Genomic DNA, 20,619 nt, shown 5'->3' on the forward strand with positions numbered 1-20,619 from the left:
GGACCAACTCCTTATGAGGGGGTGAACAGTGCGTCGAGCGTGGTGATCCGGTGGGGGTCCGCTTCGGGGCGGTCACCCCGGCGGTCCAGGTGAAGCGCGGGCAGCCCGGCCGCGCGGGCGGCACGGACGTCCCACTCGTGGTTGTCACCGACCATGAGGACCGCGCCGGGCGGCTGCCCGAGCCGTGCACAGGCGCGCAGGAACGCGTCGGGGTCCGGTTTGGCGGCGGCCAGGTCCTGCGAGACGCAGACCACGTCGCAGAGGCCGAGCAGTCCGATCGCCCGCAGCTTCCCGGTCTGCCGCCCGGTGGAGCCGTTGCTGAGGACCCCGACGGCGAGACCTGCGGCGCGGACCCGGGTCAGGGCCCGGACGGCGTCCGGGTAGGGCCGGTAGGCCCGTTCGAAACTGTCGAGGTAGCCGGCGAAGACCTCCAGTAAGGACGGCTCGTCGACCGGGCGGTCGAGGGCGACGAGGAACTCCCGCAGCCGCCGCCTTCTGTGTTCGCTCCAGCTGATGGCTCCGCGATGTGCCGCGGGATAGTGCTCGCGTTCCAGCCTCCGCCACAGCTCCAGTACGTCGTCGGAGGGGTCGACACCCAGTTCGGGAAGCCAGCCCAGCAAGGCGTCCGTCACCGATCCGTCGTAGTCGAAGAGGGTGCCGTCGAGATCGAAGAGCACAGCTTTCACGGTATCCACAAGCAACACACTTAATCGAATCTTTCATCAGTCTTCGGCAATGCTGATACCACCGTCCAAAATGTGGACCCGGCGTGGACCTACCAGGAAACGGGCGCTAGATTCCCGTCATTACACCGCGCCAGGGGGAGTCGTGCAAGTCGATGTGAGAAGTCGGGACGGACCACGGTGTCTCTTTTGTTTTCCAGCCGCTATATCGCCCAGCCAGCTACTGGTCTCAACACCTAATTTCTACTTGTTGGCACCGGTCGGGCAGGTGGTCGAGGGCTACCTTTCCATCATGACGAGGGCATGCCATGACACGCCTTTTCGTCTGCGCTGTTTCGACGACGTTCTCGAGGAGTGGTTCCCCGAGATCGAGACGCTCCAGTCTCTGGTCACCGGCTTCTACAGCGACGTGTACGACGCGCCCCCCGTCTTCTACGAGCACGGTCGCGGCGGCGGCGGTGCGTCGGCGTTCGCCGAGGAGGACTACGCCTTCCATCCGCACCTGTGCTCGCTGCCCGGCTCGCTACGCATCCACGAGCCGCTGTCGGAGCTGTTCGCCTCATCCCCGGCACCGCTGCCGGGACTGCGCGAACAGATCGGCTTCCGGCCCTACATCTACGTCCACACGCCCTTCGACGCCGGTCACCAGGAGCCGCTCGCCTACTTCACCGCGGACGACCCGGCGGACGGGCGGGTCACGGGCTTCCGGCTGAAGAAGCTCCTCGTGGACGCGAACGGGCTGGACAGCGGATGGGACTGGCGCACCCATCCCGGCGAGAGCGAACTGAACTCGCTGATCGAGCGGTTCACCGACTGGTACACGAGCAAGTTCCGCCACTACTGACGTCCGCTCGGTGCGCCGCTCGGCGGCACAACCCGATCGACCCGAGGAGTCTTCGTTGTTGTTCCAGAACGGCAAGCAGGAGCGTCTTGACCGCACCTACCTGGAGACCGAGACCGAGCGGCTGGACCGTAAGGTGGCCAAGGAGGGCTTCGCGAGACTCGCCACCCCCGAGCGCTATCTGTTCGCCCGTGGCCTGTCCGAGCTGCCGATCGAGAGTCTCGATGAACTCGGCTCCCTGACGCCGATGGTGAAGAAGGCCATCCAGCGCCTCGACAAGACCGACAACCGCACCTACGCCCGGGTGTCCGCCAACCTGCTGGCTCTCACGGTGGCGGACGGCTCCATCTACGACCTGGACCGCAGCCCGCTGGAGGACGGTCCCGCGGCGATCTTCGTACCCAACGTCGGCGGCCAGTACCCGGTGCGCGGCGGCACGGTCGGCAACCGCTCGCGCCGCGTCCTCGGCATCCAGCCCCCGATCGGTTCGTTCTACGTGGCGTCCTGGTTGGGCCTGCTCGGCGTGGAGGTCAAGGCCTTCAACCTGGAACTCGGCGACTCGGAGTTCGAGGCCTGCGAGGCGGCCCTCGACCAGTTCGGGGAGCGCTGCTACTTCCTCTTCTCGACCTCGAACTTCTTCACCCAGACCGAGATCGAGTCGATGTACTTCCTCAACCAGCAGTGCCGCCGGCACGAGGAGCGCGGCTACGTGCCCCGCCTGGTCGGCGCCGGCTACAGCTCGTACTTCTGCCGCCGGGAATATCTGGAGTACACCCCGCTGGACGTCGTCGTCGGACCGCACGGCGAGACCAGCGAGGCGGACATGATCTTCTCCTCCGCGTACGAGGGGCCCCGGGACAACCGGCCCGCCCTGGAACTCTTCCGCGACATCCCCAACCTGCACCTGGCCGACCGGACCGGCGACGCCGTGCGGGTACACGACACCCGGGTCGTCAAGCTGACCGAGTTCGAGCGCCGGGTGTTCTCCGGCGGCCTCGACGTCAAGCTCATGGAGCTGGACACGAAGTACTGGACGCCCACCAACATCATGGACGTCTGCGCTCCCGACGACCTCAACATCCCGCTCGAACTCGCCGAACTTCCGCAGATCGACGCGGGGGCGAGCACCGACGAGTCCGGCCGGGAGACCGGCGCGCGGGCCCGCTCCACGCTCAGCCTGAGCAACTACGTGCACCGTCCGAACGCCATCAAGATGATGACGGTCTTCGGCAGCTGTCCCCGGGCCTGCGAGTTCTGCCAGCTCACTCAGTGGGGCGAGCAGCTCTACTTCTACGACGGCAGCGAGGCCGTGCGCGCCATGAACCGCGCCGCGGCGGCCTACCCCGATCTCCAGATGTACATCTTCGAGGACGACGACTTCCTGCTGCGCCGTTCACACGTCGAGTCCCTGATCTCGGCGCTGCGCGAGAACGAGCCGACCCAGGGCAAGACCATCTACGTCTCCACCGTGCCGATGGAGGTGGATCCCGACATCATGCTCGACCTGCGCGACGTCGGCTTCCGGGCCATGCTGCTCGGGCTGGAGACCCCGGTGGAGCGGGTCGCCCGCCAGATCGGCAAGTTCAAGCCCCGCTACAGCTGGGAGCACATCCTCGAGGCACCCAAGATTGGCCACGACGCGGGTCTGCACATGCGGATCACCGCCATCCCGTTCTATCCGCTGGTGCAGGAAGGCGACCTCGCCGGCGTCCTCAACGGCCTACTCGACTTCATCACCTACAAGACGGGCATCTCCGTCGCAGTGCACCCGCTGGTCAAGGCGGCACCCGGCATCGACCTGACCAAGCACGGCGCCCACCAGGTGACGACCAAGCCGTACACCCTGCCCGACGGCTCGGGCCGCTCGATTGATCTCCTCCAGTACGTCATGCCGGACGATCCGATCGTCTCGGCAGTGGCCCTCGAAGCTATCCGGACCACCGCAGACCGGGTGGACTCGATCGTCGAGACGCTGGGCACCAACGGTGGTGACCACCCGTCCGCGCTCGGTGTGGTGGCCCTTTTCGCCAGCACCGTCGAAGCCTGGCGGCGGACGCCCGGGCGCACCATCGACGACGAGGTGCTCGACGCCCTCGACCTCCGGCTCAAGGCGGCGATCGACCAGATCACCTTCAAGCACCGGGCGATGACCGACGTGCACCGGGTGCTCCGGGACCAGGGGCGGAATCCCCGTGCCCTCACGGACTACCTCAACGAGGAGAACGCGCCGTACCTGCACCTCGGACTGCGGATGGCTGCGGACTTCGGCACCCCCGAGGAGGCCTTGGCCGCCGCCCGGATCGCGACCTTCGCGCAGGCCGAGGGCTTCACCGACTGGACGGTCCAGCACAGCCTGCGCTACGCCCTCAAGCGCCGGATGCCCGAGGACGTCCAGCGCGAGCTCACCACCCTGGTGGATCGTCTGGGCGAGCCTGTCCGGCCGGTCATCGAGCAGCACGCCCCCAAGCTGCTGCGCCTGGCCCAGGCGTAGGAAGCCCGGTGGGTGCCATGGCCCGGAGCGGTGGAAGTTGGCAGTCGGAGCGGGATCGCATCGCGCACGAGTGCGAAGGGATCCGCTCCGAGGTCAGCACCCAGGTCCGGGCGGCGATGGTGGCGGCCGGGCTGCCGGCCGCCACCAACCCGCCGCTCGTCGACCGCTGGTACGACACGTGGATCGACAAGGCCGCCGACGAACAGTGGTACCTGAGTCTGGCCGACGACGAGCGCGGGTCCTTCGTCCGCGTCGAGGGTCTGCCGGAGCTGGCCGCGGCGGCCCGTACGGACCGTCCCGTGCTGCTCGTCGGTGCGCACCTGCACGCCCACACGGTGGGCCCGGTCCACCTGGACTTCCTCGGGCTGCGCCAGACCATCCTCGTCCACGAGGCGATGCTGCCCGTGATGCGCCACTACGGGCTCCGCAACTCCACGTGGACCACGCCCGGCCGAGGCTTCAGCCTGTCCTTGCGCGCCGCGCGCGACCAGGGCGGGCTGTTCGTCAGCTACGCCGATGTCGGCGTCGACGGTCTTCCGCTGCTGCCGGGGCCGGACGAGGAGAGCGCCCCGGCTCCCGTGCCACGCATGGTCAGCCTCGCCCGGGCACAGGTGTTCACCTGGCGGGTGACACCCGAGGACGGAACGGGTGGGCGCCGCCTGCTGCTGCGGCTGCGACGACGTGCGCCGTGGGAGGCGGGTGAACAGTCGGCGGACGAACCGCGCGCGTGGGTGCGCAGGAGCCTGCTGGCCCGGCCCGAGACGTGGATGCTCTGGCGGCAGGTGCGTACGACAGCGTCACGCCCCCTGAGCCTGCGCTGGCCGGGCACCGGCGACGCGTCCGTCGCTTCCTGACCCGGGCTTCGCCTGCTCGACAGACCCTACCGAGAGAGAGCGCTCGATGACCATCACCGATAGCTGCACCAGGGCCGAGCTGCTGGCCTCGATGGACGAGCAGCGGAGGCGGATCGAGTCCGTCGCGTCCGTCGTCGACGAGATCGCCGACCTGCCGACCGGGGTGGGCACGTGGACCGTCAGGGACACCCTCTGCCACCTCGCCGTCTACTATCCCGAACACGAGGTGGACGAGCAGATGGCCAAGCTGCGCCGGCTCGCCGCGGCCGGCAGCACGAACCGTCGGCCGGACTTCGACATCGACGCTGCGAACGCTGAACGACTGCGCGCCTACGAGGGCGTACCGGTGTCCAAGATCCTCGACATCGTCACGAGGGCCCGACGCCGCATCCGTGCCGAGGTGGAGGCCCTCGACGACGCATTCCTGGCGCTCCCCGTGGCCGGCACGGCCTGGGGCGATGTCGTGCCGGTGGGCCGCGTCGTCGCGGAGTCGACCTGCACGCACGACGAGGGGCATCTGGACGAGATCGTCCGGGCCGTCCGGGCCCACGACGCGGCCCTCGGGGCCATCCTGTCGTGACCACGCGCCTGACCCCCGAGGCGCTCGACGCGGCCATCCTTTCGGCCCTGCCCGGATCCGAGATCGGCGCGGACGAGGAACTGACCATCGAACCGGTGGACGGTGCGCCACACGTGTGGCGGGTGCGCCGCGCCGCAAACGCGTCCGGCCCCGGCCGCCCGGCGCGGCCGAGCAACCTGATCGTCAAGTTCCCGCCGGCCGACGACGGCGTGCGCGCGTTCAAGGAACGCCTCGGTCTGCCGGCCGTGGAACGTCACGTGCACAGCCCGGACGGCGTCCACGGCACCGAACTGCTGCGCCTGCCGAGGCTGCGCGGCTGGGGCCCTGCGACCCGCGGGACCTCTCTCGTCCTGGTCCTCGACGACATGGCCGAGGGAACCCTGCCGCCCCGCGCCGTGCTCTCCGCCGCCGACAGCGAGCGAGCGGTCCGGGCCCTCGCCTCGTTCCATGCCCGCTGGTGGGACCGCGTCCCGGACGAGTGGCGGTGGCTGCCCGACGAGGCCGCCCCGGCCCGCGCGGACTTCTTGGTGGGAACCTTTCGCTCGGCGGGACTCTCCGCCGTCGCCGAGGCGAGCTGGTTGCCCGCCGAGGTGCGGTCCGGCTCCGCACGCCTCGCCGAGCGGGCGCCGGCCCTGCTGCGGGCGCTGAGCGCGCCCCCCGTGACCGTCGTCCACGGTGATCTGCACTCGGGCAACGTGCTGTTCCCCGCCGATCCGGCGGAGCCGGGAATCCGGGTGATCGACTGGGAGGCCGCGACCCGTGCCCGCGGACCGCTGGACCTGGCCTTCCTCGTCGCCAACAGCGAGGCCGACGACGTGGAACTGCTCGAGCTCTACCGGAGGGAGCTGACTGTCGCGGTGCCTGGCATCACTGCCGACGTGCTGCTGAGCGACTACCGCTGTGCTCTGCTCTACCACTACCTGCGCCGGGTGGCGCTGCGCACGGCCTACGGGGCGGGCGTCCCCGACGACGCCGCCGTCCGCCGGGCCACGGCGGCCCTGGTGCGGCATCACGCCTTCGACGAACTCGATGCGTTGTGAACGACCCGCAGGATTCCCGCAAGGCGGCATCGGCGGCCAGGGGTGACCGTCCCCGCACCGGCGGGGCCAGTTCCACCGCGCTGGGCAACGCGTTCATGCGAGCCTTCCACACCGCTCACGAGCCAGCGCCGGTCCACGTCGACCCGGTCGCCGCGCAGCTGCTGAGCGAGCAGGAGTGGGCCTTCTTCCGCGGGAGCGTCCTCGGCTCGTCGGCGGTACGCGGTCCGCAGGCCGACCGGAACCCGGAGGGCGCCATCCGCTGGTGGATGCGCGCCGGTTCGGTGGCGGCGCCGCACGTGCTGCTGCGCGGCCGTCACACCGAGGATGCCCTGCGCCGCGCCTGCGGCCGTGGAGCGCGGCAGTACCTGCTGCTCGGCGCGGGCTTCGACAGCTTCGCGCTGCGCCGACCGGAGTGGGCGGAAGGGTTGACGGTGTACGAGATCGATCAGCCGGCCACGCAGGAACTGAAGCGGGCCCGGGTGGCCCGGCTGCGCCCCGACGGAGTGACCGGGCTGCGGATGGTCCCGGCGAACCTCGCCGAGCAGCGGCTCGACGAGGTGCTGCGGAAGGTTCCCGGGCTCGACGGCACCCGGCGCACCTTCGTGGCGTGGAGCGGGGTCACCTACTACCTGCAGGAGCAGGCGATCTCCGCCACCCTGGAGGCGCTCGGCGGGTTCTTCACCGCTGGGCTGACCGTCGTGCTCGACTACTGGGAGGCGCGGCATCTCGCTGAGCCTCGGGACGCAGCCGTCGCGAGCATGGCGGCGAGCGTACGACGCAACGGCGAACCCTTCGTCTGGGGCTCCTCGCCCCGGGAACTGGCCACTCTGGCCAGCTCCACGGGATACCAGGTGCTGGCCGATGTCAGCGCGGTCGAGGTGGCGAAGGACTGTCAGGCGAGGGGCAGCGTCGCCCTCTCACCGCACCCCATCGGCCGGTTTGCGGAGTTGGAGGGGTGAGGCCATGACGGCACCGCGGCGGTGGACGCCTGGCGAGCAGGTGCTGGTGCAGGAGGTCTGGCGGGACCGGGTGTGGTCCGCGCGGCCGATGACGGCGGTGCGGGACGACGGCGATCTCCTCGTCTTGTGGATGCCGGCGGGCACCGAGTGGCGGGCACCCGACTCCCCGCCGGAGAGGCCAGCTCCGGCCGACCGGGGCGAGCGGATCGCCGAGTGCCTCGTCCGGTCGGACTGGGTGCACATCGACCGGGTCTGGCGGATGAACACGCTCTGGCTCATGCCGCACGGCCTGCACCACGTGGTCTGGGTCTGCTGGGATCGGGAAGGCGCGCACCTCGGCTGGTACGTGAACTTCCAGCGCCCGTACGTCCGTGCGGGCGCCACCGTCCAGTACATGGACTACGCCCTTGACCTCCGGGTCGCCCCGGACGGCACGGCGACCTGGAAGGACGAGGGCGATCTCGCCCAGTTGACGAGCCGGGGTCTGGTGCCGCCGGAGAGCGTCCGGTCGATGCGCGCCGAGGGAGTGGCACTGAGCCGGGCGGCCCTGCGGCGCGATCCCCCGTTCGACGTGCGCTGGACCGACTGGCGTCCCGACCCGAACTGGCCGGTGCCCCACCTCGACCCGCGCTGGTCCCTGCCAAGACTCGGCGTCGGCGAGCACTCCGGCTGAGACCGGACCTGCATCGCCGGTCGGACCGGCGAGGCCGGACAAGGGGAACGGCCTGATCGGAGTAGGGGGCGAGGGTGCGGTCCGGTCAGTGCACCGAGGCGACGAGCGCATCCCGCGCCTCCCCAACCCCGCCGCAGGCGAAGGTCTCGCGGAACACGCTGCGGGCCGCACGCACCAGAGGCGTGATGTCCGAGGTACGCCACAGCAGGCTGATGGCATGTCTGAGCAGCGGAGCCGCGAAGGGCCGGACGCTGATCGGCGCGCGGCTCGCCCTGGCGGCCATCCTCGGCACGCAGGCGACGCCGACCCCGCTGCCGGCGAGGGCGCACGCCATCGCATAGTCCGCCGTCTCGAACGCGACCACCGGAGGGGGCATCGAACGGCTCGCGAACAGCGCCTCCAACGCCTCACGCGAAGCCAGGCCACGCCGCCCGATGATGAGGGGAAAACCCGCCAGCGCTGTCCAGTGCAGGGGCATGCGCTCCGCCGTCAGGGGATGCCCCTCGTTGGCGACCAGGAGCAATTCTTCCTCGAGGAGCACCTCCGAGCTCAGCCCCGCCGGCACGGTAGGTGGTCGGCCGTGGATGTACGAGGGGGTGAGCAGGAGATGGATGTCGCCCTCGGCTAATCGCTCGAACCCGTCGGCATGGTCGAACTCCTGCATGGACAGGGCGATGGTCGGGTGCCTGCGGCGCAACTCGGCCAGGACGTCGGGCAGGAACTGGGTCTCGCCCGTGGTGAAGGTGCCGATGCGCAGCTGACCTTCCGACACCTCGAGGAACTGCATCAGGTCGGTCTCGGTGGCCCGCAGGATCGCCTCGATCTCGCGCGCCCGCTGCACGAGCAGCTCACCGGCAGCGGTGAGCCGCGCGCCCCGGCGGTGCCGTACGAGCAACTGCATTCGAACTTCCCGTTCGAGCTTGGCCATTTGTTGGCTCAAGGCGGGGGCCGTATAACCGAGTCTTGACGCGGCCGCAGAAATCGAACCGGTTTCCGCCACCGCGACGAGCGCGAGCAGTCGGCTGAGATCCTGCACTGTTCCTCCATTTGAGCAGCGGAATGCACCTCCTGAGGGCACACGTGACGACCGAATTGCCATCGGGCATTCGGCAGGGAGGCGTCAACGACGTACGAAGGCTGACCGCGCGCTCACGGCATGGAATGGCCGTGGTCGACGTCTGGTCTCGCGGTGATTCCGCACAACGACATGTCCACGTAGCGCCCCCGTATCAGTGAACGTTCGCCCTGACGGGCAGTCGGCCTGCCAGGGCTACTCCCGGTAGTCTCCAGAGCACACCCGGCCGGCGCAAGACGATCCAGCCGACGTCTCGCGTTTCGAGATTTCAAGGTGGCGACCACCACCTGCCGACCCGGACGCCGCAGAACGGGGCACCGACCGACCGTCCAGGGACGACGGAGGGCTGCCCGACGGACTCGTGTGCGTGGGCCGACGTCTGGGCGGCGTCGACGCCGGTCAGATTTTATTAGCCACTCGAAGAGGGCCGCTTGACATTGACGTCCATCCTTCGCCTGTTGAGCGTGGACCGGTCGCCGAATCGGCTCGTACAGCCGTAGACCGCAGCCCGGCTCGGCGAGTCGACCACTCGCCGCGAACGGACGCCATTCCTGTCGACGGAATTGGGCCCCTGCGGCCAGTCACAGCCGAGCAGGCATTCCGAAATTCACAGTGCCCGGTCAGGCGGGACTCAAGGCACCCCGGAGCGCGTTGTCCCGGCTCGAAGCGCGGCCGGCGTTGGGGGTCAGTCGGCACGGGTGGTGCTTGGTGTGTCGCCGACGGCGCGTCGATACCGGTCGGCAAGCATCCTGAGGTGACCGAGGAGCTCCGGCGGCTCAATGACCTCGAAGTCGGCGCCGAGCAGACCGAACCAGACAGCGAGTTGCTCGAGGTTGTCAGATCCTGTGCGCACCCTGCAGCGATCTCTACCGATAAATTCGACGGGCCCTACTGCTGGTGGGAGTCTTTCGACGACGACTTCGGCGGGCAGGTGCACGATGATTGTCGCCCGGTGCCGCCACACGGCTCGGCCGATCCCGCGCATGACGTATGCGCCGACGTCCGGGTCCGGCAGCGGCCGGGCGAGAAACCGAGGCCCGTGCGGTAGACGCAAGGTCATACGGTCGACGCGGTAGGTGCGCCAATCTTCCCGCTGGATGTCCCAACCGACGAGGTACCAGCGTCTCCCCCAGTTGACCAGGCGGTAGGGCTCGGCCTCACGGCGAGACTCTGAGGCGTCGTGGGAGCGGTAGTCGAAACGCAGTCGTTGCCGGTCTCGGCACGCTGCGGCGATCTCGCTGAGCGCCGTTGCGGCAACCCGCTGATTGTCGTCGCCTGCCGAGACGGCGACACTGTAGGTCTGTAGCGCGTTGATTCGGTTCCGCAGCCGGGTTGGCAGCACTTGTTCGAGTTTCGCCAAGGCTCGGGCGGAGGATTCCTCGATGCCGGCTACGGACGGCGTGGCGGTGCGCAGTCTGATGGCGATGGCGACGGCTTCCTCGTCATCGAGCAGTAGCGGCGGGAGGACTGCGCCCGCGGCGAGGCGGTAGCCGCCGTCGGTGCCGAACGTGGCGTGCACCGGGTAGCCGAGAGCGCGGAGACGCTCGACGTCGTTGCGCACGGTTCTGGTGGTCACGTTCAGCCGCTCGGCCAGCTCGGTGCTGCTCCACCTGCGTGGGGTTTGCAGGAGGGACAGCAGCCGGAGCAACCGCGCCGATGTTTCCAACATGCCGGAAGTTTCCCACCCCAGTAGGAAACTGATGTTCCTACTTCGCTGCCAGAGTCTGCGGCATGGACAACACGACGCCACCGCTGGCTCGGACTCTTTGCTGTCCTCGCGGCGATGATCATGAACTTGCTCGATGCCACTGTCGTCAACATCGCGGCGCAAGCGATCAGAGCGGATCTTGGCGGGTCACATGCGAGCGTGCAGTGGATCGCCGCAGCCTGCACCTTGGCATTAGCTGGAGGCCTGCTGACAGGCGGGCGCCTGGGCGACATATTTGGCCGCAAGGTGCTTCTGCTGGTGGGCGCCGCCGGTTTCGTGGCCGCCTCCCTGGCCTGTGCGGCCGCGTGGTCGCCCGACACTCTGATCGCCGCCCGGACGGTGCAAGGCCTGTTCGCCGCGTTGATGATTCCGCAGGCCTTCGGGTTGGTCCGGACCTCTTCCCGCCCGAGGAGATCGGGAAGGCGCGTTCGGCACGTTGGGCCCCGTGATCGGCCTGTCGGCCCTGGCGCGTCCATCGTCGCGGGGTTGCTCATCAACGCAGACCTGTTCGCTCTCGGATGGCGCCTGGTGTTCCTGATCAATGCTCCGATTGGCGCGTTCACCGGCTACCGAAGAAGGCACGTCAAACAACCATGGCGGAGGTGAATCAGGAGCAGCTCGCGAGCATCTGACAGCAAGCCGAGACCTAATCCCACTCAGACCTCACCATTTTCTGGAGTAATCAATGATCCTCGTGACTGCGGCTACGGCACCCGTGGGCCGGTCCATCGTCGAGCAGCTGGTGTCGATCGGTAAGCCTGCACGGGCCCTGACTCGTGATCCGCAGCAGGCGGATCTTCCTGCCGGCGCTGAGGTCGTCGCCGGCGACATGAAGGACCCTGGGACTCTGCCGGCTGCGGTGAGGGACGTCGACGGGATCTTCGTCCTCGCCATGGGCCCTGGGGTGCCGGAGCTCATCGAGGCCGCGAAGAACGCCGGTGTCAAGCGCGTGGTGTTCCAGTCCACGGCGGAGATCGACGACAACGCGGAGCAGCAGCCCAACGACATCGCGGCGTTCCACCACGGAATCGAGCAGGCGATCATCGACTCCGGGATGCAGTGGACCTTCCTGCGACTGGACATCAACTCCGCCGACGCGCTGCACTGGGCATTCGACGTCCCTGGACAGCTCGCGGCCGGTGACGTCGTTCGAGGCCCCTACGCTGACGCAGCAGGCTCCCCGATTCACCCCGCTGACCTCGCCGGGATCGCTGTGGCAGCGCTGACCCAGGACGGGCACAGCGAGCAGCGTTACCACGTCACCGGACCACAGTCGCTTACCCACCGGGAGCAGATCGAGCTGATCGGCAGGACGCACGGCCGTGAGCTGCGATACGAGGAGATCGATCCCGCGACCGCGCGGGCGGAGATCGCCCCGCACGCGCCTGCTGACCTTTTGTTCGCCACTTGGGAGACGCACGTCAACAAGCCCGCGCCGGTCACGGACACCATCGAGCGCGTGACCGGCCGGGCGCCGCGCAGCATGCGCGAGTGGGCCGAAGCGCACGCTCGTGTCGGTTCGGATCGGTAGCTCGTGTCCCACGTGATTGGATCGCGCCGACTCGGGCGCACAAACCGTGCCCCCGAGTCGGCGCGACAATCGGCAGCCCGCTACCGGCGGCCGAACTTGACACTCACCTTTGCTACTGGTCAGGCGGGTACGAACTGCCACTGTTGGTTGGTGCCGTTGTTGGCGGTCCATTGGACGACTTGGGCGCCGTCACTGGTTGAGGCGGCGTAGACGTCGGCCACCAGTGCGTTGGCCTGGTTGACGATGGTGTAGTAGCCGTTACCGGTGGGTCGCAGGTACCACGTCTGGTTGGTGCCGCCGTTTGCCGACCACTGCTGCAGTTGCAGGCCAATCGTGGTGCTGGCGCCGTTGACGTCGAGCACCTTTCCCGAGGCGGTGTAGCGCAGGGTGTAGGCGTCCTGCGTGGCGCTGATCGTCCAGGTGGGGGTGCCGCTCTGCTGGATCGCCTTGGCGCCGTCGGCGGTGGAGTTGCCGGCGATGGCAAGGGGCTTGCCGCTGTTGCGGTTGACGATGCGGTAGGTGCCGGGAGTGGGCCCGGTTCCACCGCTCCCACCGAGGTTCAGGTATTCGACCGAGTCGGTGAAGACGGTGCTGCCGGACTTGACGGTCGACAGCTGCAGGTACACGCGGCTGCCGGTGGCGGGGGCGGTGAAGGACACCGGTTGGGTGACCCGTGAGCCGAGTGGAATGGTCAGGGTGGTGCTGCCGGACGCGACGACCGCGCCGGTCGGGCTGTCGAGCCGGGCGGTCCAGGCGAAGCCCACCGACGTGTTGGTGAAGTCGTCGTTGAACACGGTGATGGTGCGGGTCACCGTGGCGTTGCGGGCGTAGCTGGGTACCGCCTGCGGCAGCGGGAAGCTGCCGTTGGAGTCCGAATTGCCGGAGGCGGACCAGTACGGGAGGTCGACCGCGGCCACCGGGTTGAACGCCGCCTGCACACGCTGGATCTGCGGGTTGCTCCACGGGTCGGGCAGGTTGTCCGCACCGTAGATGGGGTGACCACCCTCCTCCGGGGTGAAGTCGGTGCTCCGCACGCCGGGCACGACGCTGGCCCAGGCGGACAGCAGCGTGTACGGACGCAGGTCGGTGGCGCCCTTGCCGCGCTTGGCCAGGGTCGCCGTGGCGAACCACTCGAAGCCCTGCTTGTTGTTGCACGCCGGCCAGATGTACTCGCCCTCGCCGTCGGGCCGCCCGTTCACGGTGATCAGGCCCTCCCCGTACCTGCCGAAGCCGTCGACGTAGTGCGGGATCACCGCGAAGTTGGCGTACGTCATCCCGGGATACAGGCTGACATTCCCGCCGACGCCCACCTCGGCGATGATCGGCCGGGTGCCGTCGGCGCCGTTCATCGCCGCGTACAGCTCCTTCTCGAACTGTTCGGAATCCTGGCCGCTCTGGTTCGGCTCGTTGTTCTGACTCCAGCGGATGATCGCGGGGTGGTTGCGGTCGCGCAGGACCAGCGCACGGGCGTGGTTGACCATGTTGTCGTGCCCGACGGACTCCTTCCACTCCTGCGAGGACTGGGAGCCGCGAATCGCGACCTCGTCGATGATCATCAGGCCCATCTCGTCGGCGACGTCCAACATGTACGGGCTTCCGGGCTCCTGGTGGATGCGCACCACGTTGTAGTTCAGCCGCTGGTAGTTGTCCACCGCCTGCGGCCAGCCGCCGTTGCCGGACGACGGGGGCAGGAAGCCGGGCAGGGTGTGGTACGCGTCGCCCTTGCCGCCGTTGTTGATCCGGTCATAGTCGGCACCCTGGAGGTTGTCGCCGCGGAAGTTCACCCGCACGCCGTTGAGGTAGTAGTAGTCACCGTTCTGGGTGGCCTCCCGGAACCCGAATCGGTACTCGGCGTCGCTCGTCCGGCCGTCGTCGGTGGCGGCACGCACCGTCAGCCCGTGCAGCTGCGCCCGGTACCCCGACCGGTACGGCACGTTGGGCCACCAGTACGAGGTGCTGTCGAGGTTCCACGCGACCGGCCCGACGGTCACGGTCACGGTCGAGCGGGCCGCCACGGTGACCGTACGGCTGGGCAGTTCCGGGTAGCTGAAGGCCGTTCCGTTCTTGGACGCCAGCGACCCGGTCAACGTCACCGACCGGGAACTGCCCGACGTGTTGCGCACCGTCACGTCGTAGGTCAGCGTCTTGTTCGCCACCGACGTACGCACGAATGTATCGCTGACGTACACCGCCGGGTACACCCGCAGGAACGCGGACCCGAAGATCCCCTGCGGTACCGCCTCGGACCACGTGGCGGCGTCGGGCACCAGGTACCGGCCGTTGGATGCCTTCAACGCGCCGCGGCCCTTCACGTTCACGGTGATCGTGTGGGTGGTGCCGGGCGCCGCGTAGGCGCTGATGTCGAAGTTCGACGGGGTGAACGCCGTCGTCTGGGTCGCGACCACGCGGCCGTCGACCGACAGTGTCGCCTGGTGGTTGACGGCGCCGAACTCGATCCAGGTCGACTGCGGCTGCCCCGAGTCCGGCACCGTGATGCTGCGCGAGTACACCGCCTCGGTCACGTCGGTGAAGCCCTGCTTGTACCAGCCACCACCAGGCACCGCGATCGAGGTCGTTCCCCGACCCGCGGGCGTGAAGGCCCACGTCCCGGCCAGATCGACCGAGGCGATCGCGCCGTTACCGGCCGCCACACCATCAAGTCCGGCGGCCGCGACACTCTGCGTCACGACCGGCGCGGCCAGGGCCGGCCCCGGGGTCGCCAGGGTCAGGCCACCCAGCGTCAGAGGCAGGCCGAGCGCCACAGTCGCGGCCAGCCCTCTGGCCAACGCCGACAATCGGCCACCCCAGTGGACGTTCGTGTGATGCACGGTTACCTCCTGTGACTCATCCGCCAGCTCTGCAACACCGGTTCAGGGCATGGACTCAAGGCCGATGCACGAATCGATTCGACAAGTCTGCCGGCGTCGCCGACCACCCGGGAAGGATGGTTGCGGCCCGAATACATAGATATGCATTAATGGGTGCATCGAGCGTGAAGTCAAGGTTTCAGGACGGTTACTTCCTGCTCCTGACGCCTCGCGAGCTCCGAGTGGCCGCCGACGAGTACGACCCTTCCGGAGTGCTAGGGCATCGCGCTCAGACATTCCGTGTCGCCGGCCCACCGACGCTGCGCTGATCGAGTAGCGAACCGATTCGCCCCCGTGACCCCCGGCCGCGTGACACGCTGAAGGCGTGGCCGGCACTGTGGCCCTCGGCGAAGTCGGCGGGCGGCGCGGCCTGACTTGTTCGGTTCGAAACGGAAGTTAGGGTGTTGGTGAGGAACGTGCTTCGCCAGCGTCACGGGCGGGTTACGGGCTCTTGATGGCGGGTGTCTGACTGCGTAGACATGACTACGCAATCATACAGGACTATGGCCGACGATGGGAGCTGCCGTGACGCGACTGGCGAGGCCGGGTGGAAGCCCTCCGACGCCGCGCAGCGTGGACGTCGCGCGGCTGGCCGGCGTTTCCCAGAAGACGGTGTCCAGGGTCCTCAACGACGAGCCGTATGTCTCGGCCGACGTGCGCCGGCGGGTCCTGGACGCCGCCGAGGAGCTCGGCTACCGGCGCAACCAGGCGGCCCGGGCGCTGGCGTCCGGGCGGACCCGGTCGATCGGCGTGGTGACGCTCGGCAGCGCCTTGTACGGGCCGGCGTCGTGGCTCATGGGCATCGAGCGGGCGGTCCGGGAGGTGGGCTACACGCTGCGGTTGGCCGACACGATCGAGGGCGACCCGGGCGGCATCGCGAGCGCCCTGGCGTCGCTGCTGGACCAGGGCGTGGACGGCGTCGTCATCTCCGAGCCGATCGACGAGGGCGTCGGCCTCATCAGCGTCGACGTGCCGGTCCTGGTCCTCGGCGCGCCGCCCACCTTCGCCGCGCCGCAGGTGGTGACCGCCAGGGTCGGCGCGGGCCGGCTCGCGCGGGCCGCGACCGAGCACCTGCTGGAGCTGGGGCACGCGACCGTCCATCACCTGGCCGGCCCGCAGCGGTGGTATTCGGCACGGGACCGTCTCGCCGGCTGGCGCGAGGCGCTGCGAGCCCATGGCGCGGACGAGCCGCCGGTCGTCGAGGGCGACTGGTCGGCCACGTCCGGCTACGCGGCGGGCCGGGAACTGGCCGGCGATGGCACCGTGACCGCGGTGTTCGCCGCGAACGACGACATGGCGATCGGTCTCATCCGCGCGCAGCTCGAGGCCGGGCGCCGCGTGCCCGAGGACATCAGCGTCGTCGGATTCGACGACATCCCGGTCGCCGCCTACGTCACTCCCCCGCTCACCACCGTGCGGCAGCGGTTCGACGAGGTCGCGCGGCAGGGCCTCGCGCTGCTGGTACAGGTCATCGAGAAGCCGGACGTCGAGCTTCCACCGGCGGCCGACCAACCGGTCGAGCTCGTCGTCCGCGCCTCGACGGCGCCACCACCGCCCCGGCCGATCCCGGGACCTGGCCGCCGGGAGATTCCCCATGCCCACGGTGGCCCGCACGGTCAGCCCGCCGGCAGCGAAGTCCCATCCACCCGGCCCTGATCAGCGTCGAACTGTCCACCTACGGCGGCACGTCACCCGAGGCCCGCACCGGCCGTCGCTGAGGAGCGGCGCCATCCAGGGTTCGAATTCGATCGAGGGCTACCAGGTGCCTCTGGACGACGCCGCCGCGGCCGTCGCCGGCGACGAACCGGTAGAGACCAACCCGCAAACCTGGGAGGTCATCACCGGCTACCGCGACGCCCTGACCTACGTGCAACAACTCGCCCGCTCACGCGAGTTCACCTGGCAGCAAACGTGTCCGAGACACGGCCCGTTGCCCCACCGCCGATAACGCTCAGTGCGATTCTGAAGCTCGCACAAGCCTAGCCGTGGTGGTGACCTCCGAAGAGGTCACCACCACGGACCCGCTGGTCACGGTGCCTGCGGCGGGATCGCACCAGGTAGTCAGCGACGGTGGATGGGAACTCCCGGCCTACAGGTCGGCCTTCGTCACGCGGGAGGACTCGTACGTCGTAGAGGCCTGAGGGAGGCCCGGCACGGTGGAGACGTCCTTGACGAGCATGCCGGTCGTGGCGTCGATGGTCAGCACCTCGCTGCCCTCGCCGCCGAACACCTCGGGGCCGGCGGTGATCGTCAGCGTGGCCTTGCCGTGGGTGGTCGAGTTCTTGACGCTGACCGCGGAGATGGTGGACAGCAGACGCAGCACACCGGCCCGGACCTGCGTGTTGCCGTCGCCAGCGGACAGTGCTTCGGTGCTGTACGTCCACAGGGCGTTGTCGAAGTGCCGCTGAACGGCCTGGGGGCTGTACGGCTTCGGCTCGGCGTTACCGCCCTTCTGCCTGATGATCACCTGGGCATCCGCCTGCTGCTTGTCCCACACCGCCTTCTGCGCTGCGGGGTCAAGGCCCACCAGCGGATCGTTGGCTGCCTTGAGCATCTGGGTCCGGCCATCGGCCGGGCTGCTGTCCGCTGCGGCGACGGCCGCCTTGAGGAGCGGAGCGTAGCCACCGTCCGTCATCTGGTCCTGGTGACGGGCGATCGCACGCTTGATGTCCTTCACGCTGTTGCCCGTATAGATCGCGTGACCGTCGGTGTACAGCGTGTAGACGACCTGCATGGTCTTGGTGCCGCTGACCTGCGTCGCCTTCACCAGCCACGCGTCGCCCCCCGACGGGGTGACCGTCTTGATGGACCCGGCCAAGATCATCAGCGGCGCGGGCTCGGCGGACCCGTTGACGGTGGTCGAGCCCGAGGCGGCGGCCGCCGAATCGTTGCCGGCCTCCGTGCCCCCGGTCGCCGACAAGTTGAGCACCACAGCGACAGCTGCCGCGGCGGCGGTAACCGCAACTCCGGCACCGATGCCCAATCGACCCGCGATACCGATCCTGCGGCGGCGCTGAAGCGCCGGGCTGGATTCGTGGTCCCGCGTGGTTGTCGTCGTTTCCATGGTTGAAGTCGCCTCCATAGTTGTGTCTTCCGCTGATATCGCGCCCAGCAGCCGCACGGTTCCGGGGTCGGCCATAGCCGCCCGCAGCACCGCCCGCGCCCGCTGATACGCCTCCGGGCGCAGTGGTTCTGCGCTGCCCAACGCACCGACCAGATCAAGCTCGTCGGTCATCGGTGTCTCTCCTTCGCGCTGTTGCGGTCCTTCAGAAGCGCGGACACCCCCGGGGCGTCGCGCAATGCCGCCCTGGCCTGGCTCAGCAACCGCCGCGCGGTGCCGGCCGGTATGCCGAGGGCCCGCGCGGCGTCGGCTGCGGTCAGGTCCTCCCAGGCGACGAGCCTCAGGACCTCCCGCTCTTCGGGTTTGAGCCGCGTCAGGGCCGACCGGAGCACCGCCCGGGCGTCCACGCCGAGGTCCACCGCCGACCACGGATCCCATCCAGTAGCCACGTCCGGCACGTCCGCCACCAGGTCCTCTGCCGGCCGGGCTCGCCAGTAGCGCCGCAAGCGATTCAATGCCACGCCGTACAGCCACGGCCGCGCATCGTCGTACGACCGGTCGTACGATCGCCGCGACTCGAACGCCGCAACCCAAACCTCGCCCAGGAGGTCCTCAGCCGCATCCCGCCCAGCCCGGCGAACGAGGTACGAACCGACGGCGGCCTCATGACGCTCGACCACCTCTACGAAGGCGTCGACATCGCCATCCAGCGACCGGCCTATCAAATCCGCATCCGAAGCCATGGCCCTCCTCGGCAAAGTTCGCGCTTCACCCTGACATTGCCGATCAGGCGGGAAAGTGTTCAGGCGCCGAGGGCCGACGGCAAGCGGTCGCCCAATAGCGACCTCTCGGCGGCATGAGCGGCTGCGACGCTGTCAGCGTGGGGCCCAAGCGTGGGGCCCAGGCCAAGGCCGGGAGTCGAAGCTGGGAGGTAGCGGCAGCGAGGCTCCCAGCCCACATCGGCAGTCTCCCCGCCGTTTCAGGGCTGGATCTGGTTCTCGATGGGGCTGCCAGGGGCGCCGAGACTTGCGGCTCGCCCGATTCTGGCGCGGCGACCGGGCCAACCGATCCGAGACCGCCCGACGAGCGGCCCTACCCGCCTGGCTCTTACGCCTGCAATCACCACCGCCATCACACCGCAAGCGGCGGCCCACTCGGGACACTCGCTGCTGCCGATGCACGGGTGAGCAAGTATGCGGACACTCACGGTCAGCGGGAGAACGCTACCCTCGCAGTCCACCGAGCGGGGAGGGGCCAGCATGGCGGCGCTGGTCGAGCACACCGAGCTGTACGTCAATGTCGACTATCGACTGTTCGCGATGATCGACGACAGCAACGACCGGCGCAACGTTCCACCCGCACCGCACGAGCTCGATCAATGGGTCAGCTCGGCGCCGGGCTTCGTGGTGGTCGAGAACATCGACGACGCCGTGGTGCTGGGTAGCGACACCCGGCTGGAGACCTGGGACGGGCCGGCCGACTTCGATCCGGGCGGCTGGGACCGCAGCCACGTGCTCGAGGTGGTCTTCGAGTCGGGCATCCTCGGGTTCGCCAGCGGCACGGCCGGCGGCATCGCCGACGCCTACCGCCTACCGCCGGGCCGCCGATGGCGCGTACGGCTGGCCTGGCGCACCGAGGCGCCACCCGCTCCGGACGAACTGCCGACCGCGTCGGTCCTCATCCAGTTCAGCCCCGCCTGAGCGGCCGGGCCGACACTTCGCGGTCGGGCGTGTCTGTCCCCGTGAGTTCGGCAACACCCACGGGGACGCTGACTCTCGGCGCTACTCAACGCTCGCAGCGGGCAGGCACCCACCGCCTGCGGGCCCGGGCGACCGTGGTCACGGAGATCCGGCGGCGCACGATCAGTACCGCGACACGCCCCTGGCCAAGGCCAGAATGCTGGCCGTCGGCACGGGGTTCGGCGGCGGCGACTCCCGCCTGGCGCACCCGCGGCGGGGTGCTTCCCGTACCGGGGGGTCCCACGCGTTCTGATCGAGTGGCGCAGGCGGGGCCAGGGTGTCTCGGCCGTACAGGTCGGGTCGTCGACGGAAACGTCCGAACCGCAGAGGCCCAAAGACACGAGTCCGTCCGGCTACACGAGCGGCTGGCAGTGCCCGGACCGTCGGTAGCGAGTTGCAGATGCCTCGAAAACCGACGCTGTCCGTGTTCATCACATGACTTCAAGTGATGACGGCCAAAGTTACGCTGCCCTGACGTGCGCGAGCGAGCGAGCCGAGCTTTGCCGATTCCGGAGGT

At 69.0% G+C, this 20,619-nt stretch carries 17 protein-coding genes; 11 read left to right on the forward strand and 6 right to left on the reverse strand.

The genetic code is table 11. From position 1 onward, the window contains the following. Positions 1-11: 11 nt before the first annotated feature. A complete protein-coding gene (locus tag AB0B97_RS12520) occupies positions 12-677 on the reverse strand; it encodes an HAD family hydrolase (protein ID WP_357493133.1) in 666 nt (221 codons plus the stop codon). A gap of 298 nt (positions 678-975) precedes the next feature. Between AB0B97_RS12520 and AB0B97_RS12525 the strand changes: the two genes are divergently transcribed. The 7 genes from AB0B97_RS12525 to AB0B97_RS12555 are packed head-to-tail and all read left to right on the forward strand — an operon-like array spanning position 976 to position 8,121. After that, positions 976-1,527: a hypothetical protein gene (locus tag AB0B97_RS12525; protein ID WP_357493135.1), complete on the forward strand. Its 552-nt coding sequence runs from the start codon at positions 976-978 to the stop codon at positions 1,525-1,527. 55 nt (positions 1,528-1,582) lie between these two features. Then, entirely contained in the window at positions 1,583-4,015 is a 2,433-nt protein-coding gene (locus AB0B97_RS12530) for a radical SAM protein (protein WP_357493138.1), read from the forward strand. A 17-nt stretch (positions 4,016-4,032) separates the two neighbouring features. Further along, complete coding sequence (locus AB0B97_RS12535; protein WP_357493140.1) at positions 4,033-4,869, forward strand: hypothetical protein; 837 nt, start codon at positions 4,033-4,035, stop codon at positions 4,867-4,869. A 46-nt stretch (positions 4,870-4,915) separates the two neighbouring features. Further along, a complete protein-coding gene (locus AB0B97_RS12540) occupies positions 4,916-5,449 on the forward strand; it encodes a hypothetical protein (protein WP_357493142.1) in 534 nt (177 codons plus the stop codon). Continuing rightward, positions 5,446-6,489 (forward strand): phosphotransferase, encoded by a 1,044-nt coding sequence (locus tag AB0B97_RS12545; RefSeq protein WP_357493144.1) that lies wholly within the window; start codon positions 5,446-5,448, stop codon positions 6,487-6,489. The genes AB0B97_RS12540 and AB0B97_RS12545 overlap by 4 nt, the downstream gene beginning before the upstream one ends. Further along, positions 6,486-7,448 carry a class I SAM-dependent methyltransferase gene (locus AB0B97_RS12550; RefSeq protein ID WP_357493145.1) on the forward strand — a complete coding sequence of 321 codons (963 nt, stop codon included), beginning with the start codon at positions 6,486-6,488 and terminating at the stop codon, positions 7,446-7,448. Before AB0B97_RS12545 ends, AB0B97_RS12550 begins: the two co-directional genes overlap by 4 nt. Positions 7,449-7,452: 4 nt before the next feature. Next, positions 7,453-8,121, forward strand: coding sequence for a DUF402 domain-containing protein (locus AB0B97_RS12555; RefSeq protein WP_357493147.1), 669 nt, complete (start codon positions 7,453-7,455; stop codon positions 8,119-8,121). Between the two features lie 85 nt (positions 8,122-8,206). On the opposite strand, the gene AB0B97_RS12560 is transcribed toward AB0B97_RS12555, so the two are convergent. Then, complete coding sequence (locus tag AB0B97_RS12560) at positions 8,207-9,157, reverse strand: LysR family transcriptional regulator (protein WP_357493148.1); 951 nt, start codon at positions 9,155-9,157, stop codon at positions 8,207-8,209. 724 nt (positions 9,158-9,881) lie between these two features. Continuing rightward, positions 9,882-10,865, reverse strand: coding sequence for a YafY family protein (locus AB0B97_RS12565; protein ID WP_357493150.1), 984 nt, complete (start codon positions 10,863-10,865; stop codon positions 9,882-9,884). A 114-nt stretch (positions 10,866-10,979) separates the two neighbouring features. Between AB0B97_RS12565 and AB0B97_RS12570 the strand changes: the two genes are divergently transcribed. Together AB0B97_RS12570 and AB0B97_RS12575 are read left to right on the forward strand one after the other, a co-directional pair. After that, complete coding sequence (locus AB0B97_RS12570; protein ID WP_357493152.1) at positions 10,980-11,510, forward strand: MFS transporter; 531 nt, start codon at positions 10,980-10,982, stop codon at positions 11,508-11,510. A 79-nt stretch (positions 11,511-11,589) separates the two neighbouring features. Continuing rightward, positions 11,590-12,435: an NAD(P)H-binding protein gene (locus AB0B97_RS12575; protein ID WP_357493154.1), complete on the forward strand. Its 846-nt coding sequence runs from the start codon at positions 11,590-11,592 to the stop codon at positions 12,433-12,435. Between the two features lie 119 nt (positions 12,436-12,554). Here AB0B97_RS12575 and AB0B97_RS12580 read toward each other — a convergent pair whose 3' ends face one another. Further along, positions 12,555-15,263 (reverse strand): RICIN domain-containing protein, encoded by a 2,709-nt coding sequence (locus tag AB0B97_RS12580; protein ID WP_357493155.1) that lies wholly within the window; start codon positions 15,261-15,263, stop codon positions 12,555-12,557. Positions 15,264-15,827: 564 nt separating this feature from the next. Between AB0B97_RS12580 and AB0B97_RS12585 the strand changes: the two genes are divergently transcribed. Beyond that, entirely contained in the window at positions 15,828-16,958 is a 1,131-nt protein-coding gene (locus AB0B97_RS12585; RefSeq protein ID WP_357493157.1) for a LacI family DNA-binding transcriptional regulator, read from the forward strand. A 433-nt stretch (positions 16,959-17,391) separates the two neighbouring features. Here the strand turns inward: AB0B97_RS12585 and AB0B97_RS12590 are convergent, their stop codons facing one another. Together AB0B97_RS12590 and AB0B97_RS12595 are read right to left on the reverse strand one after the other, a co-directional pair. Beyond that, positions 17,392-18,537: a hypothetical protein gene (locus AB0B97_RS12590; RefSeq protein ID WP_357493159.1), complete on the reverse strand. Its 1,146-nt coding sequence runs from the start codon at positions 18,535-18,537 to the stop codon at positions 17,392-17,394. Continuing rightward, entirely contained in the window at positions 18,534-19,106 is a 573-nt protein-coding gene (locus AB0B97_RS12595) for a sigma-70 family RNA polymerase sigma factor (protein WP_234580869.1), read from the reverse strand. The genes AB0B97_RS12590 and AB0B97_RS12595 overlap by 4 nt, the downstream gene beginning before the upstream one ends. A 516-nt stretch (positions 19,107-19,622) precedes the next feature. On the opposite strand from AB0B97_RS12595, the gene AB0B97_RS12600 reads away from it, so the two are divergent. Then, positions 19,623-20,063, forward strand: coding sequence for a hypothetical protein (locus tag AB0B97_RS12600; protein WP_357493161.1), 441 nt, complete (start codon positions 19,623-19,625; stop codon positions 20,061-20,063). The last annotated feature ends 556 nt before the right edge of the window (positions 20,064-20,619 follow it).

Origin of the sequence: Micromonospora sp. NPDC049004, from assembly GCF_040649315.1 — a bacterium.
In the GTDB taxonomy this organism is placed as follows: Bacteria; Actinomycetota; Actinomycetes; order Mycobacteriales; family Micromonosporaceae; genus Micromonospora.